Raw genomic sequence first — 16,773 nt, 5'->3', positions numbered from 1 at the left:
TTTAGTTTAAGTCAAATCTTACAGGCGTGCAACTTGCCGAATTACACTTTAGGTCTATATAAGTATTATCTGGTGTGCCATCTTGACAAGAGACTATTTCGACAAAAGCGTCTTGGCTAAATGGAAGATTTATGCTTCCGTTACTTGCAGATGAATTAGTAATGTTTGCCAGTTCATTACCATCTCTATCAAATACACGAATAAAAGTTTCAGTCTGGTCTACGTTAACATCGTACTCTACTAAAGTGCAATTAGCTCTAATTAAATATGTCTTTGAGCATGGATTACTTCCAGAGTCGTCTAGAAGCACCAGAATTCCACTAGGTACTGTTTCACAAGGGTTTTCGTTATAACCATCTAGGTTTTTAAGCAAGGACACATTACGATTTCTTGGCACCATTAAACTCGAACGTCCAGTATGTGAGGTTTTCTCTGTTATTATAATTTCATTAGTTAACTCATCATTAAACCCAAAATGCGCATTTACCGGCTCTGTCGATGTACCAGATATATCTGGAGTGTAGTCGTAATCTTCAAAACCATCAAAAGCTAATTCTTGATATTTTGTGTTAGATCCTACTGCAGTAGGTAAAGTATATCTATATCCATATTGTGCAGCAGAGTAGCGATTTAAGGCATCTTTATTTTCTAATTCCGCACCGTATGGACTGTATCTTGTTACTTCGCTTGCAAAGGTCCAATTTGTAGTATCTTTACTCCATGTACCAGAGTTATTGACCCTATAAAATGGTGTGAAAGTTTTAAAGAAGCCTTCCTTACGCGGGTTGTACCCTAATGCTCCATTGTTTCTGGCTGTTAGGTATGCGTAAGATTTTATTGCTCTTGTTTCTCCTTTAATATTATATATGTATGGATTAAAGCCTAACATATTTATATCTGTAATATTACCATCACTATCAAATAAGTCTTGAGCCTCATTGTAAGGTAATCTAAATTCACATTGACTATTCCAGGCATCACTATATTCTATTGCACTTGCATTAACAACTTTAAACTGTGAAAAATCCGTATTATAATTTATATGGTCTGCATTATCTAATTCACCATTTCCATTAGAATCTAAAGGATTTTCTTGTGTTGTAATAGAGGCCATACTTGCCATTGGTTGGTTTTTATAGCCAGAGCGGTACACTTTAAATGATCTATTATTAATCGTTTGTATTTGCCCATTGGCATCCATTAGTTTTACTCTATTATTAGCGTCTCTCTCTGCAACCCATAAAACACCAACACCGTCAACAATAAGTTTATCGCCTTCTATTAGTGTATGATTAATTATATGTGAAGAAGATGTATTGAAAGGGTTTAAAATAGAATGAAATTCACCAGATGCATTTAATCTACCACTTAAATTAATATTTGTGCTCGCAGATTTTAATTGCGCATAATTCCAGTTTGCAGGGTAATTAAAATTAAAGTAGTGATCACCATATTCATTAATTGTTTTTGTAAGTAAAACATCGCCTGTTTGCGCATCGAAAGCTAAATTCTCAGTTTCTACTGAAGACCCTAAATCATAAGCCACTTTTTTAGTCATAATTCCTGTTCTATGTATAACTTTTGTAGCTGTAGCCATCTTTAAATCGTTTTTATCTGTTTGTATTACTGGAAAAACAAATCCTAATGGAATTGGAATTCCAAATAATCCTAATAATACTGATAAATTTCCATCAAAACCTCCAACTACTGTTTCTGTTGTATTGCGCCTAAAGTCTGTAATCATGTCATACTGAACACCAATTAGACTGTTATCTAATTTTCCATCAGTTTTTACAACTGGCAGCTTATTGTTTAGTTTTTTATCATTTTCTGAATCTAATGAGTAAAAGTAATCGACTCCAGATAAATACTCACCCGGTTCTTGTGACTCAGATTTTACACGTTGACTTTTTTGTTTACCGTTCATATCGTTAGTTTCTACTGTAAACCCTTGTGATAATGCGATAGTACTTCTTGTTTTCACTTTTAGTAACCTTCCTATAAATCCACTGGTATCGAATCTACTTGTTATATCTGTGTGATCTGTAATTGTTGGAAAATCTCTTGATGTAAAAAATTCGTTAATAACTTCCCCTGTTGCATGTTTCTTTACAACTATTGAAGGGTCATCTTGATTCACACGTTCTAAATTTTTAACAACAACCTTAGAATAAGTAATAGTTGGTGAAGGAAACAATGATTCTCCTAATGGTTTTTCTATATAGTTAGATTCTTTAGGTGCTTGTAATCTCAGTGCATCATCATAAAATGGTTGAACAAAAGGATTTTCTCTTGAGCCATTAGGCTCAAAAGTTGCTACTCCAGAGCTTAAACCTAAATCATCATCATAATTATATTCCTGTCCATAATTTCTTTTATAAAATTCATTATCAAGATTATCTGTCATGACATCCCAATTATCTAATAATTGAATTTTTTTAACTCTTAATCCTCCGCCATATTTTCTGCCTTTAGCATGATATAACCTTACCCAAGATTTTTCTTCAATAAATTTTCTTGCATTTTTTTTGCGCTGTAACACTTGATTTGGGCCTTGAAATATTTCAGCAATATTTCCAAAAGCACTCAAAACGGCTTGCCCTACTTGAAGGAAATCTCCAGGTCCATCAAAATTTGCATCTGGTAAATCATAAACGCGTCTATTTAAATATTTTCTTGAAAAGTACCATCCAGCTTTAGAAACTGGATTAACTTGTATTCCAGAATTAAAAATACCACCTTCTCTATCTACACTTTTAAATTTTACCGAAGCATATGTTTTACCGTTAGATTGATATATACTTATTTGTCCTGTATCTAAAATCGCATAACCTGTAACGTAGTCGTATTCGTTTTGCGTTGTATTAAGTAAAAACTTAAAGTAAAGCGGGTTAGTTTCACTACCTATATATCCAAGTCCAGCATTTTCTGTATCTAATAAATAGTTTTCTTTGAATTCATTAGGAGTAATTCCAGTATCAGGAATTTCAATATGCATAAAATAATTATGATCCGTACCATTATATAATATCTCTCCTCCAGGGTTACCAGTACTTTGATTATTTACACCTGCAATTTTAAACATTTGCATTGCTTTGCGATCCTGTACATATCTATAATCGTCTGACTCCATTTCGAGTTCGAGTTTACCTCCTGAAGGCAAATTAATAGACGATAATGTCCAAGCATTTGCATTTTTATCTGCTGCCTCTTTTATTTGGTTTTGATCCACAAAAGGAAATTCGGCTGTGGTTAATGGGCCTGAAGTGACACTACATCCTGTTGCCGTATTTTCTTTGTAATAACCCCATATATCATGACCTTTTAAATTGTAATTTGGGTTCGATTCATTATAATTAAATTCATATGGCGTGTATTTACCCATATTAGAATTTCTATAAGTGAAATATACTTTCTTAAGTGTTAACTTACCTGTAGACTCCTCAATCCCATCATTATCATCGTCTACAAAAGTGCCATCGTTATTTTCTAAGTTTCTACACAATAGATAATCATATTCGAAATGTGCTACTTTTATAGGCTCTGCTGTAGAAGGATTTGCATCATATTCAGGTCTTGAATACAGACTGATACTGTCAATTTTTTTCATTCTACCAGATCCTTGACCACCATTTTCACCTGCTGTTCCAATTGCATCACTTCGATCACTTAAAGTAAATATAGCTACGTGGGTTTTTGTTTCTATTTTCTTTAAAAACTTTAATTCTTTTGTACCATATACGTAACTCGCTTTTTGGTCTTCATCTTCTGTATTTAGTCCAGCATTATATAATGCTTTGTTAGATGAAAAAGGTGATCGCCATCTATAATCGTTTGTAGTTACATAACTAAATTTTGTATAAGCACCCAAATCATCTAAAGTAGGTCCATTACCAGTAATATCTTCATAATCTGAAGACAATACAGAACTTAAAGCGTAACTGTGCGCATATGCAGGTGTATTTATTGCGTTGAAAAAGTGGTCTTTACCTTTATTATTTCCCACGCCATTATTTGTGCTTCCAGGCGAATAACTTACCAATCCTGTTGCGCAATTTGGGTTATTATTTCCTATTGGCAATGCAAAAGTAACTTCCCGCTTTGTTTTATTATATGCCGTTTCCCCAAAAACATAACGACTACCATCGCCTTTAATAATTTTAATACCTGCATTATGATGGTCTTTTGCTAAACTATTAATTTTTATTAAGCCATCTCCAGCTGCGATTGCATCTTTTTTAGTTATCATTTGAACAGTTTGCGTTCTTGGAATACGAGAATTTCTTTTAACTTTATTTATTAAACTATTTACATAGTTAATACTCAAGTCTGGATTATACTTTTTTACTTGATATTTGCTATTTGTTTCTCTATTAAATTTTCCTCCAACAATATCAAATTTTAGTGGAGAGACATCATACATCTTATTCTCAAATAAATCAATTTGAGAATCCCCAGATAATTCTCCAACCATTTTATGATAAACAGGTTCGTAACCAATTACCTGACTAGGATTTTCACTATCGTATACAAATTTGTTCAATGCTTGAGTATTCCATACACCAGAAAAACTGTTTGATGCATTAATTTTAACATCTACACCACCCTCTGCATACGCACCTACACCTAATTCTACACCTACATTACCGCCTATTCCAAAGTTGCCACTATTTACATCGTAGATAGTACCAACCTCACTTCTAAATGGTCTAAATATTCCACCAGCACCTTGAGCTTGAACTGAATAAGTGTCATAGGTGTAATTAGTTAATGGTAAAACATTTGTTCGTTCACTTACTGTGCGATCATTTTCTCTATTAAAGTCTAATATGCTTGTACCTACAGCTCCGTTTTCAGTATTGGAATAGCCGAAAGCACTAATTTGCTTATTTTTTTCATCGTTTTGAAGGTTTTGTAGTGTAGCCCAACCTTGTATACGAGCATCGCCTTCAAAACCAAATATTTCCACCCCAAAACCCAAGTTTAAAGATAAATTTAGATTAGTATATGACAAGTCATTTTGTGGCGTAAATAGCATATTATCGTTAAACGATAATCCAATACTTGCGCTACCCTCTGCTGCGCCTGAAGCACTAGTTCTTATTACCTCTTTATTTTTTACATACGATTTAGAACCTCCAGTTAGTTTAGTCACGCTAGCGTTAAAAGTTGGTAATGACTGACGAGAATTGAGTCCAATTCCTAAAGTTGTTTTAAACCCGTTAACAGCACTGGTTGTTTTATCTTTTCCTTTTTCTTTTATACTTACACTAGCATTCACATTTGCTCCTTCTCCATTAGTTGCCCCAACATTAAAATTTAACCCTACATTATTAGAGATATCAAAACTTGGGCCAAAGGAGCTGTTAAAAGTGATACCATTATAATTATTAAACTTTACACCTAAACTTGCACTTAAGCTAACTGGTAAAAAATCATCTGTGTCGAAACCTAAAATTGGCAGTCTTAAACTCGTGTTTACTCCAAAAGTATTATTAGGTCTAATGTTATTTTCGTAGATCATTTTATCACCATTAAAATCATCTGGAATACCACGAACATTTCTTGCAATTTGGCCTACATTCATATTCCAACCTAGTCCAACCCACGAAGCTTCTTGGCCCATTGCTATCCCAGAGTCGTATGCTAAATTTATGGGATAACCACCCACATCCATTATGGGTAGATTATAATTAAAATCACCACTAGAGAGGTTTACCATATCTGAAGTACCAATAGGTGTGAACGAGTTAAATTCTGGTTGCGAAGGTCCACTAGTTAATGCATAAGCAGCTGTTGGCTGAACAATTGTAATAACTAATTGAAATGCTAAATAACAAGCGAGTACTTTTGTAAACTTACCTTTTCTTACTTTTTTAAAGCTCATATTCTTATAACTTAAGTGGTTTCTCTTTGAAACTAAATTTTATTATTCCGTTACCAAATAACTGATCATTATATATTAATTGAATGGTATCATCTTCAGGAATATTCCCAAAATAAAGCAACACCCTTTTAAACGGCGCTACTTTAAAATTTCTTTCTAATATTGCTCCAGAGCATTTAATGGTATCACCTGAGGATGCAACTACAGAGTAATCGTTTTGAATTTTAAATGCCATATATTTTACTGTCTCTTCGTAATTTTTACTGGTAAATTTGTCTAAAAACAAATCTTTTTCTTCATCATGATGAAATTGAAATTCCACAACTCGCTCACTATTATTAGCCTTACTAATGGAATCTATTTTTCTTAAATCACTATATCCTTCTTGTTTAATAATATAATATTCAATAGGTACTTCTGTGGCTGTATAATTTATATTATTAATATATTGGTTTATTTTTTTTGTTTTCCAACCTCCGTCTGAAAGATTACTCAATCTTAAATTAACATCTTCAATTGTTTCACTGCTTTTATCGTTGTTACATGAAAAAACAAAAAAAAAGATACTTGTTATAACAAAATAAAATCTATTCAATTCCATCATATTTAGAATTGGCATAAGAAATTATATCTTTTGTTATATTAAAATCTTCTTTAGAATACATAATATTGCCATTACCAGATGCACCAAAAATTATATCGCAATCATTTTGTTTCCCATAGTCTATTATATAACCGTTTAGGCGATCCCAAACTTGTTCGCTAACAGAATTTGTAAAGTAATCTTGGAATTCTTCTAACTTAGTATTCTCTTGCTGTAAATTGTATTGAAGAAGCTTATCTTCTTTTTTCTCTTTTATAGACATTTGAAACAATTGGTATAAGCTATCTACTTTTTTGGCTTGTTTTTTAATTTTATTGGAGTGCAATTCATTCATCTCTTTAGACATTTTGAATTCATTAAACAACTCAACATTATCTACATAAAATGTCTTAATGTTGTTGTTAAAGTACATGACTAAAACAAGACATAGAATTATTAAAATAACTATAGAATTAACTAAAGGAAGTAATTTTTTCAATGATTGTGGTTAATGGTTAGGTTACCTAAATATACACATAAAATGCAACTGCGGCTTGTTTTAATAAAAAAAATATCTTGTTTTTTTATTAAAAAAGAAATAAAGCACTGAATTTCAGTGGTTTATTTAAAGATATAATTACAATTAATTATAGGAGTGAAGATTTACGATATATTACTATTTTTCAAAAAAATTAATGATAATAAAATATCTATTCTAAATATAAATATCTGCTTTACTATCAATTACTTTCTTTATTGTAACCCATCTATGCTGGACTCCTTGACCCAATTTTTGAAATGTTCAAGCATAAAAACTCAATTGGTTTCCAATAGATAAAGCTTCAATGTCATGTCTAACATTGCGAAAATTTTGCTAAAACAAATCGTTTTTTTGGTTAAACGTTTTAAAATTCTTAATCTTTTTAAAGAGTAGTTTTTTTTAAGCTCTATATCTATCTTAGATATCATTTTAGGGAAGAACTCAAGTACTGAAAGTTTTGTTCGATTCTTCTACAAAAATGAACATACTGAAGAAACAAAAAATCTTATCTTATTATTAAGATTTTTAATGGTAACACATTTATTGGTGCACAGTTAATACTGTACTCGTATTTAACTTTTTTAATGTGGAGATAACCTTAGATTTATAGAGACCAATTTTTCTTAACAAATCTGGTTTTTTATCTATAATACACATAATCCCATCAAGGTGAGACGTTGCATAATCTTTTAGACGAAATTTTGGCTGTATATATTCTACATCTATTTGTTTACCTAAAACTAACTTTAAAAAGATAATTAACGATTCTAAATTATCTACTGCATCACTTGTTAACGTATTTTGTTCTTCTAAAACTAAAATACCAATATTAATAGTTGTGTTTTCTAATGCTTTAACGAATTTACCTATCTCTATTGTATTAATTTTCTGTTTAAAATCTGAAGCAATAGTTAAGTAAACACCATTATTAACAGATGCATGTGGCGGAACGACTAATATTGGGCAAGATCTAATTTTTTCTAATATACTTTCAATATTCTTACCTGCTGTTTTTTCTACGCTACTTGTAAGAATTATTAAATCTATATCTATTTCCTCAATAGTCTTTTTAATACCATCTACAAGGCTCATATACTCAGAAATGGCATTAAACTCATGTTTATCATTTTTAGGTGTAAGTGTATAACGCGCTACTAATTTTCCTAATTTTTGTAAAGATTCTCTTTTAGGTTTATCGAACCAATCATCATCGGCATGAAGCATTTCAATTGCATTTAAACCTGATGCATTGTAAGTATACGTGTTTAAGAAGTAAAATTCGCAATACTCATTTGCAAAAAGTTTGGTAATATAATCTACAGTCTGGTAACAGTTAAGTGAGAAATCTGTTGGAATTAAAATCTTTTTCATCTTGCTTATATTTAAAGTGATTAATTTGACTTTTGTTAAGGTAACCGTGAAAAATTTGCTCTTTCACGGTTGTTAAAACACAAGAATTAATAAGGACTATTATATATGCTATTCATCAATTTTAAACTCTGTGTTTCCTTATTAAAATCTTATTTACTTTGGTACTTTCTAACGAGCATATAAAACTTAATTCTAAACGTGGTACACTCCTCAACAAAACGTATATAGGTATCTCGTTTTTGCTCGTGTATTTTTAGCCTGTTTATATCATATTCTACCCTTCCATATTCAAATTCGGTTTTAAGCTCTTGTTCGTATTTACAAAAATTTGCCATACTTAACGCATTTTTTCTGCGCATCGCCAGAATTGTACTCGAAACCGATACGTCTTTTAACAGCTGTTTTTCAATGATGGACAAATGATCTAATTCGCTATTAAAAGATTCGAGCATTCTCATCCAAGTATTTAACTCTCTTAAATCTTTTTGTATGCACAGTCTTCTATGCGCATCTATTTTATGTATTGTAATTGATGTCAAATGCTACCGTATAAAAAGAAATTAATGTATGTTTAACAAACTAAACTTGCCCTGAACTTTACTAAAAAACTCATCTTTAAGTCTTCTGTATTTATCTAAATGATATAAATAGCTTCTTCGGTAACTTTCGTGTTCTGTAATGTAAACCATATCACATTGAGCGTCTTCACATTCTACAATATTAGATCTTGAATTAGAATATTTTTGAAGCGCATTTAAAAGTGTTTCATTTTCAACTTGTTTTTTCTGAAAACGTGCTACAACATTAGCATCATCCAATTTGTTTTTTAGATCTTTGCTGGATATCCCAATTAAATTTACTAATTCTTTCTTGATGTATTTTAGATGATTGATCCAATTATCTAACTCCATTGTATTGATTTTATGCGTGACATCTACATTCGTATCGTGATTGTAGATTTCTGTATTTAAAGTTCTCATAATTTTTAATTTTAAATGGTTAAATCAAGTCCAATAAGGGATTCTTCCTGAGTGACATCAATGATTTTTATCTCTTGTTCTCCAGATGGAAAATCCCACAAAATAGTATCGCCTTTCGAATAGCCTATTAAAGCAGATCCCATTGGTGTAAGAATAGAAATTTTGTTTTGTTTTATATCCTTATCCACTGGAATTACAACTTGTAATTGCTTCTCTATGCCACTTTCTAACACCAATGTTACCATGCTGTTAAATCTAATAACATCCTTAGGCACCTCTTTTTCATCTACAATGTGAGCCGTTTTTAACTCTTCGTATAAATGCATTAAGCACCTTTGTGTTTCATGATCTTCTACATAGCCAGAAATATTGAGTATGCGTTTTAAATAGACATACTCTTTCTTTTCTAATATTAAACTTCCGTATTTCATATCTTTATTTTTTAAAATTATCAAGGGAAAATTCCTCGTTGTATGTATGCTTTTTCAATACGTCTTATCGCTAAACAAAAGGCAGCTGTACGCATATCTAAATCTTCTTTTTTAGCATAATCATACACTTTATTAAAAGATTCTTTCATCTTTTTATCCAGTTTTGCCATAACTTCATCCAATTGCCAGATTTCTCCATTTCGGTTTTGCAGCCATTCAAAATAACTACCTACTACTCCACCAGAATTGCATAAAATGTCTGGAATAATGGTCACTCCTTTTTCTAATAAAATTTTCTCGCCTTCAACATTTGTAGGACCATTTGCACCTTCTGCAATAAGCGTTGCTTTAATTTTGGAGGCATTTTCTTTAGTTATCTGGTTTCCTAATGCTGCAGGAATACAGATATCGCAATCTAAACTGAAAAATTTATTTTTATCTACAGGTGTCGCATTTGGAAAATCTACTATACTACCCTCGTTAATTTGCATGTACTTAAACAAATCACTAACAGCGATCCCTTTTTGGTTTTGTATACTACCAAAAGCATCTTGAACTCCTACTAAAATGGCGCCATCCTTTTCTAAGAAATGTGCTGCCCAAAAACCAACATTACCAAAACCTTGAACGATGTATTTTTTGCCTTTTAAGCCCGCTTTATTTTTTTCTGCCCAAAATTTTATTGATAAATACACACCATAACCAGTGGCTCTATCTCTGCCTTCTAATCCGCCACTTCCATCTGGCTTTCCTGTAACCACGTGCTGATTTGCAGTACGTTCTGCTGGCGGACGCGTACTCATGTAAGTATCTGCAATCCAGGCCATAGTCTGGCTACTTGTATTTACATCTGGTGCAGGAATATCGTGTTCCGGACCAATATTATCTGCCAGCGCAAACGTAAAACGCCTTGTAATACGCTCTAATTCTCCTTGTGAGTATTTTGAAGGGTCTATTTTTATTCCTCCTTTACCTCCACCATAAGGCAAACCTGCCAGTGAGGTTTTCCAAGTCATCCACATAGCTAATGCTCTTGCAGCATCTATATCAACCGTTGGATGGTAACGTAAACCGCCTTTATACGGACCTAATGCGTTATTATGTTGTACACGATACCCAGTAAAAATTTCTACTTCACCATTATCCATTTTTACAGGAAAGTTTACTACAATCTCATTATTAGTAATGCTTAAAATTTTTCTAATATTTGGGTGCAAATTAATCTGGTCTGCAGCACTGTTAAATTGCTCCATTACATTATCCATCATACCTCTTACAGGTAGTTTTTTGGTTGCTTTTTTTAAATCTGCTGTTAATGTTGTCATTATATAATAGGTTTATAATTATAGTTCTGTTAAGATTTCTAACTAAAATATCTGTTCGTTATCGATCTTTCGTTATATTTATTAATAAGGTATTGATGTCTCATTGTTCTTTTGTTAGACATTCTTATTCTTGAAATTTTATCTGTTATTGCTGTTATTATTGTTTTAAAAATCATAGTCTTTAGTATTAAATTTGTTAAACTAACTCCAGTATACGTTCTTGTTTTAAGGATGGTTGTAAATCCTCCTTGTTTAGCTCGATATCATCAAACTCACTACAAGACCAAACCTTGTCCTTTTGGGCTGTTAACACACACGAGTTAATATGTATGCAACTGGGACAAATATTAAAGTGATTCATAATTAAACTATTAATGTTATTCACATACCAAAAGGCAATCTGAGTGCCAATGGATATGCCATTAATACGCATAAACAAGCAAACCCTTATAAACAAAGGGTTTTAAATGTAATAAGAGAATTTTTAATATTTATTGAAGTGGTACAAAAGTACCCAACTGAGTAAAAATGTATCAGTGAAAAATGACTATTCTGAAAGTTTTTGACGAATGGTTTTTCGGTCTATTTGAAGAATTTCTGCTGCTTTTGTTTTATTATTTCCTGTGGCACGTAAGACTTTTTCTATATATTGTTTTTCAATTACTTTTAATGGTAATAACTTATCATCTGAAAAATTAAGAACATATTTTAAATGTTCTGGTAAATGGGCTACCTCAACAATTTTATCGCACATAATCACCGCTCGTTGTATGACATTTTCGAGTTCTCTTATATTGCCTGGCCAATTGTAACGCTTTAAAACATCTAAAGCTTCCGCAGAAATTTTAACAAATCTATCTTTGTATTCTATGCCATATTTAAAGAGAAATTTGTCGACCAATATTGAAATATCATCTTTTCGTTCTCTTAATGGCGCAACATTAATCTCCACCACAGTTAACCTGTAATACAAATCTTCTCTAAACGTTTGCTTTTTTATCATGTCGCGCAAATCGCTATTGGTAGCTGCGATAATACGAACGTCTATTTTTACGGCTTTTGTAGCACCAACTTTTACCACTTCTTTTTCTTGTAGCACACGTAACAAGCGTGATTGTACTGCTAATGAAGCATTGCCAATTTCATCTAACAAAATAGTGCCTCCATTTGCGGCTTGAAAAAAGCCTTCTCTATTTGTTTCTGCACCTGTAAATGCACCTTTTAAATACCCAAACAACTCGGCTTCCAATAGGTTTTCTGGAATACCGCCACAATTTACAGCAATAAATGGTGCTCTGGAAAATTTACCCTGATAGTGAATAGCACGTGCCACCAACTCTTTACCTGTACCACTTTCACCTTTAATAAAAACGGTGGCTTTGTTGTCTTTTACGCGTTCTATAATTTGAATAATGTCTTTTGTTTTTTCAGAGTTACCAATAATTTCGCCATAGGCTTTATTTTTTTCTTCTGAAGATGACTTAAAATGTTCTGTTTTATCTTCGGAAGGAATTAACGTTTTATCTAAAGCCGTTTTTAATTCGTCTTTTGTAAACGGTTTGGTTAAATAATCGACCACTCCAGATTTAATAGCCACTAAGGAACCTTGAACCGATGGATAACCAGTAACAACCAATTTAGGAAGATTTGGATAATGCTCTGAAACAAATTTTATAAGTTCGAAACCATCAACTTCAGGCATTTTTAAATCGGTAATCAACAAATCGATTTTAGTGTCACGTAAAATAATAACAGCTTCCTTTACAGAAATGGCTTTAAATGTGTGATAATTCCATGATTGAAGATGACGCTGTAATAATTCTAAGATATTAACATCATCATCAACAATAAGTATATTTTCTTTACGTAATTGCATTGCTAAAATTAATTTTTAGAAAGTGTTATGGTAAATATAGCACCTTTTTTAATGCTATTTTCTGCTGTTATTGTGCCTTTATGCGAAGCCACTATGCCATGAACCACACTTAATCCTAATCCAGAGCCATCGCCAGTTGGTTTGGTAGTAAAAAACGGTTGAAACACTTTTTCTAAATCGCCAGCTGCAAAGCCTTTACCTTCATCTGATATTTTAAGAACAACCTCTTTTTGGGTTTCGAAAGCCTCAATTAAAACCAATCCTTCTTTAGGTGAAAAATAAATGGCATTTATTAATAAATTAAAAATAATTTGTGTGAGTTGTATTGGGTCTGCTTTTAACCAAATCTCTTTAGATTCTATTTTTATAATATACTTTACTTGTTCTTTTTTAAAAGTAGCTTCTAATAAATTAATGGCATCTTTTAAATGTGGCACAAGGTTAATACGTTTCATTTCCTGAGGCATTTCGCAAGCAAAAAACATTAATTTTTTTACGACTTCTCGGGAAAATATGGCATTATTTATAATTTTATCAATATCGCTTGTAGCTGGATTATTATTGCCCAAATCGTTTTTAAGCAATTCTGCAAAACCTAAAATATTAGCCAAAGGTGTATTAAGTTCATGAGCTATTCCTGCTGTAATTTCGCCTAAAATACCAAGACGATCTACATGCTCCATCTGGCGTTTTAAGGAAGTTTCATTTTTTTGAATTTCAATGCGCTCTAACAAGCTACCAATTTTTAAAGCAACATTATCTAAAAGGAGTTGCTCTTCCTTTAAAAAATTAAATGATTTTGAATTATTAGTATTTAATTTTACAAGTATTTCGCCTTTTACATTATTAAAAATTTTAATATCTGATTGAATGCTTAAATCATCATTAATAAACGCTTGAGTAAAAACAGATTGCCCTTCATAATTTATAAGAACCATAGTTTTATCTGGATATTGAAACGCTTTTTTTAAGCTAAAAGCTATCGCTTTAAGCGTGTCTTCAATTAATTCTACATTCGCATTACCAATAATGGAAGACACCTCGTAAAGACAGGTTAACTCTTTTATACGCTCTTTTAAGGCTTGTTCTGTATTATTCATAAAATGCTGTTTTCTCTATACTTCATAATCTATCGTCTATGTTCTTATATTTTTATAAGATTAATTTAAAGATAAGCTAAATAACTAAATTGAAATTTGAAAATTATATCCTTAATGCGACGTTTGTCTTTCTTTAAACAGTTTGCTTCACAATTCTAATTGTATCTTTGCAAGTAACCAACTAAATTTCGATTCCCATTTTAAATTTTATAATAAATAACGCCAAAGAATTATTAGAATTCTTAAAAAGCACGAACTTTTCTAAAGCTGTTTTAATTGGCATTGCGGTTACCATTCCTATTATTTTAGGTATTGCAACAGATCATTTAGATATTGGTCTTGCCATATGTTTTGGTGCGTTTTGGTGTACGCCAAGTGATGTTAGCGGTAGTTTAAAACACAAACAGATTGGCATTTTATTTTCTGCATTGTTAGTGGTCATCATTAGTTTTATTGGAGGCTACTTTCATATTTCTAACCTCTTTCTTTTTCCGCTTTTAGGAGTGCTTACTTTTTGTATAGCATTTATTTCCATTTATGGATTTAGAGCTTCGCTTATAAGTTTTTCGGGTTTACTGGCTTTGGTCTTGAGCTTTGCGCACACTTCAGACACATTAAAAGTATATGAATATGCCTTGCTAATTGGCGTTGGTGGCTTATGGTATTTACTGTTATCTACCGTATGGTTTTATATAAACCCTAAGGCTGAAACCGAGGAAACACTAACCGAAATTATAATAAAAACAGCAGATTTTTTAGATATTAGAAAACAACTTATAGGTGAACAACCAAACCGAACTGATTTACAAACGCAACTTATGGCCTTACAGGTGGAGCTGACTGAAAGTCACGAAACCATTCGCGAGATTTTAATTTCATATAGAAAAAGCTCTGGTAAAACTAATTACCAAAGCAGACGTTTGCTACTATTTATTCAATTAGTAGAATTGTTAGAAACGGCTATTGCAAATCCAGTGAATTACAATAAAATGGATGAACTTTTTATAAAGTATCCTAAGTTTAAAACCGATTTTCAAAAGTTAATTGCAGAATTATCCAATCAACTACGTGGGATTGCAAACCATTTTCATAAACCGAAACAATTGTCTTCAAGTACTGTACTTCCTTCGCTATTTAAAACGCTTGAACAGGATATTTCGGCATTTAAAACCAATGAAAATCCTGAAGATTATGAACGCTATTTAATGCTTCAAAATTATTTAGACTATCAAAAAAAACAATCTGAGAAGATTAAAAAAATAAAATGGGTTTTAGGAAATCCGGAATTAAACTCAAGTCATTTTATAGAAAAAGACAAACTTAAACGCTTTATTGGCGTACAAAACTACGACCCTAAATTAATACTTAGAAACCTAAGCTTTAGGTCTACAATTTTTAGACATTCTTTACGTCTTGCCATTACTGTAATGTTGGGTTATGGTATTGGTTTGTTTTTCGATTTACAAAATCCGTATTGGATTATATTAACCATCATTATAATTATGCGACCAAGTTATGGTCTAACAAAAACACGCTCTAAAGATCGTATTATTGGCACACTAATAGGCGCAGTTTTAGCCAGTGGCTTGGTGTTTTTAATAGATCATCCTTATGTCTATGGTGCATTAGGCGTACTCTCATTGGTGTTTGCGTTTTCTATGGTACAAAAAAATTATAAAACAGCATCTGTTTTTATCACCTTGAGTGTAATTTTTATCTATGCCATTTTACAGCCAGATATTTTAAAAGTAATACAATTTAGGGTTATCGATACGCTAATAGGTGCTGGACTCTCCTATTTAGCCATGCGATGGTTGTTACCAGCCTGGTCTTTTATGGACATTGGCGATACTATTAAAGATGGATTAAAAGCCAATACCGCATTTTTTAAATCTCTAAGTAGCTATTATCAACAAAAAGGAGAAGTGCCAACCAGCTTAAAAGTAAACCGAAAAGAAGCTTTTTTACAGATGTCTAATTTAAGCGCTGCCTTTCAGCGTATGGCACAAGAGCCAAAGTCGAAACAAAATCACATAGACCATATTTACGAACTTGTAGAAATTAATCAGAGTTTTTTAGCATCTCTATCGTCGCTAAGTGCCTACATTCAGAATCATAAAACAACGGAAGCATCAAAAGAATTTAAAATAATTTCAGAAAAAATACAGAAAAACCTCGACACGGTTTGCTTCCAATTAAAGGCTATTAATTTTGAAAATCCCGTTAAAAATGCTGAAGCTAAAAAAGTAAACTATAAAGCTGAAAAACTTGGGTTTTCCATAGACAAACTTACTAATGATGCTATTTCACAGACAGACAATGTGCGGTCGCACAAAGAAGTACACTTAATTTGGGAGCAACTTTATTGGCTATATGCTTTGAGTGAAAAAATGTTGAAGATTACTTCTAAATTTAATGTAGACTACTTTTAAATTAATAGTATTAAAAAATTTACTAAAGTAGTGTCCTATATATGTATTAGCAACAAGTTTATTATTTAAGTCTGCAAAATCGAATAAACGCATTTTATCGATAAAATACGCATTTCATAAAGTACTTAAAATCAATAATTTATCTATTTTTAATGTATTTTGTCGTGTTTTTATGCGTTTAAAGGAGTTTTTTTGAATAATTTTATTTAGTTTAGCAATCTAATTAAATATTTTAGATACCCAAATC

11 protein-coding genes are annotated in these 16,773 nt (G+C 31.8%); 1 reads left to right on the top strand and 10 read right to left on the bottom strand.

Annotated elements, in window-relative coordinates:
• Nucleotide 1: 1 nt before the first annotated feature.
• The 10 genes from ACVC43_RS04940 to ACVC43_RS04895 all read right to left on the bottom strand — a co-directional run bounded on the left by ACVC43_RS04940 (nt 2) and on the right by ACVC43_RS04895 (nt 14,094).
• The gene (locus ACVC43_RS04940) at nt 2–5,887 is read right to left on the bottom strand and encodes a hypothetical protein (RefSeq protein ID WP_452223463.1); all 5,886 of its coding nucleotides are present in this window, start codon (nt 5,885–5,887) and stop codon (nt 2–4) included.
• Nucleotides 5,888–5,891: 4 nt separating this feature from the next.
• Complete coding sequence (locus ACVC43_RS04935; RefSeq protein WP_452223462.1) at nt 5,892–6,506, bottom strand: hypothetical protein; 615 nt, start codon at nt 6,504–6,506, stop codon at nt 5,892–5,894.
• Nucleotides 6,475–6,969, bottom strand: a complete 495-nt coding sequence (locus ACVC43_RS04930) for an OmpH family outer membrane protein (RefSeq protein WP_452223461.1) — start codon at nt 6,967–6,969, stop codon at nt 6,475–6,477. The genes ACVC43_RS04935 and ACVC43_RS04930 overlap by 32 nt, the downstream gene beginning before the upstream one ends.
• 582 nt (nt 6,970–7,551) lie before the next feature.
• Complete coding sequence (locus ACVC43_RS04925) at nt 7,552–8,382, bottom strand: universal stress protein (RefSeq protein ID WP_452223460.1); 831 nt, start codon at nt 8,380–8,382, stop codon at nt 7,552–7,554.
• A 149-nt stretch (nt 8,383–8,531) separates the two neighbouring features.
• Nucleotides 8,532–8,921: a hypothetical protein gene (locus ACVC43_RS04920; protein ID WP_452223459.1), complete on the bottom strand. Its 390-nt coding sequence runs from the start codon at nt 8,919–8,921 to the stop codon at nt 8,532–8,534.
• A 21-nt stretch (nt 8,922–8,942) separates the two neighbouring features.
• A complete protein-coding gene (locus tag ACVC43_RS04915; RefSeq protein WP_452223458.1) occupies nt 8,943–9,362 on the bottom strand; it encodes a hypothetical protein in 420 nt (139 codons plus the stop codon).
• An 11-nt stretch (nt 9,363–9,373) separates the two neighbouring features.
• Complete coding sequence (locus ACVC43_RS04910; protein ID WP_452223457.1) at nt 9,374–9,793, bottom strand: GreA/GreB family elongation factor; 420 nt, start codon at nt 9,791–9,793, stop codon at nt 9,374–9,376.
• Nucleotides 9,794–9,813: 20 nt separating this feature from the next.
• Nucleotides 9,814–11,118: a Glu/Leu/Phe/Val family dehydrogenase gene (locus ACVC43_RS04905; protein ID WP_452223456.1), complete on the bottom strand. Its 1,305-nt coding sequence runs from the start codon at nt 11,116–11,118 to the stop codon at nt 9,814–9,816.
• Nucleotides 11,119–11,665: 547 nt separating this feature from the next.
• Complete coding sequence (locus tag ACVC43_RS04900) at nt 11,666–12,994, bottom strand: sigma-54-dependent transcriptional regulator (RefSeq protein WP_452223455.1); 1,329 nt, start codon at nt 12,992–12,994, stop codon at nt 11,666–11,668.
• Nucleotides 12,995–13,002: 8 nt separating this feature from the next.
• Complete coding sequence (locus tag ACVC43_RS04895; RefSeq protein WP_452223454.1) at nt 13,003–14,094, bottom strand: sensor histidine kinase; 1,092 nt, start codon at nt 14,092–14,094, stop codon at nt 13,003–13,005.
• Nucleotides 14,095–14,279: 185 nt separating this feature from the next.
• Here ACVC43_RS04895 and ACVC43_RS04890 point away from each other — a divergent pair, with 185 nt between their 5' ends.
• Nucleotides 14,280–16,526 (top strand): FUSC family membrane protein, encoded by a 2,247-nt coding sequence (locus ACVC43_RS04890; RefSeq protein ID WP_452223568.1) that lies wholly within the window; start codon nt 14,280–14,282, stop codon nt 16,524–16,526.
• Nucleotides 16,527–16,773: the final 247 nt, after the last annotated feature.

This window comes from Lacinutrix chionoecetis (genome assembly GCF_053604665.1).
Note: the sequence above shows the minus strand (reverse complement) of the source record. Positions and strands in the feature narration are given on the sequence as shown.

Excerpts from the sequence above, each read along its gene's own strand:
- ACVC43_RS04905 (WP_452223456.1), bottom strand. The coding sequence starts at position 11,118 with ATGACAACATTAACAGCAGATTTAAAAAAAGCAACCAAAAAACTACCT.
- ACVC43_RS04910 (WP_452223457.1), bottom strand. The coding sequence starts at position 9,793 with ATGAAATACGGAAGTTTAATATTAGAAAAGAAAGAGTATGTCTATTTA.
- ACVC43_RS04925 (WP_452223460.1), bottom strand. The coding sequence starts at position 8,382 with ATGAAAAAGATTTTAATTCCAACAGATTTCTCACTTAACTGTTACCAG.
- ACVC43_RS04915 (WP_452223458.1), bottom strand. The coding sequence starts at position 9,362 with ATGAGAACTTTAAATACAGAAATCTACAATCACGATACGAATGTAGAT.
- ACVC43_RS04940 (WP_452223463.1), bottom strand. The coding sequence starts at position 5,887 with ATGAGCTTTAAAAAAGTAAGAAAAGGTAAGTTTACAAAAGTACTCGCT.
- ACVC43_RS04935 (WP_452223462.1), bottom strand. The coding sequence starts at position 6,506 with ATGCCAATTCTAAATATGATGGAATTGAATAGATTTTATTTTGTTATA.
- ACVC43_RS04900 (WP_452223455.1), bottom strand. The coding sequence starts at position 12,994 with ATGCAATTACGTAAAGAAAATATACTTATTGTTGATGATGATGTTAAT.
- ACVC43_RS04895 (WP_452223454.1), bottom strand. The coding sequence starts at position 14,094 with ATGAATAATACAGAACAAGCCTTAAAAGAGCGTATAAAAGAGTTAACC.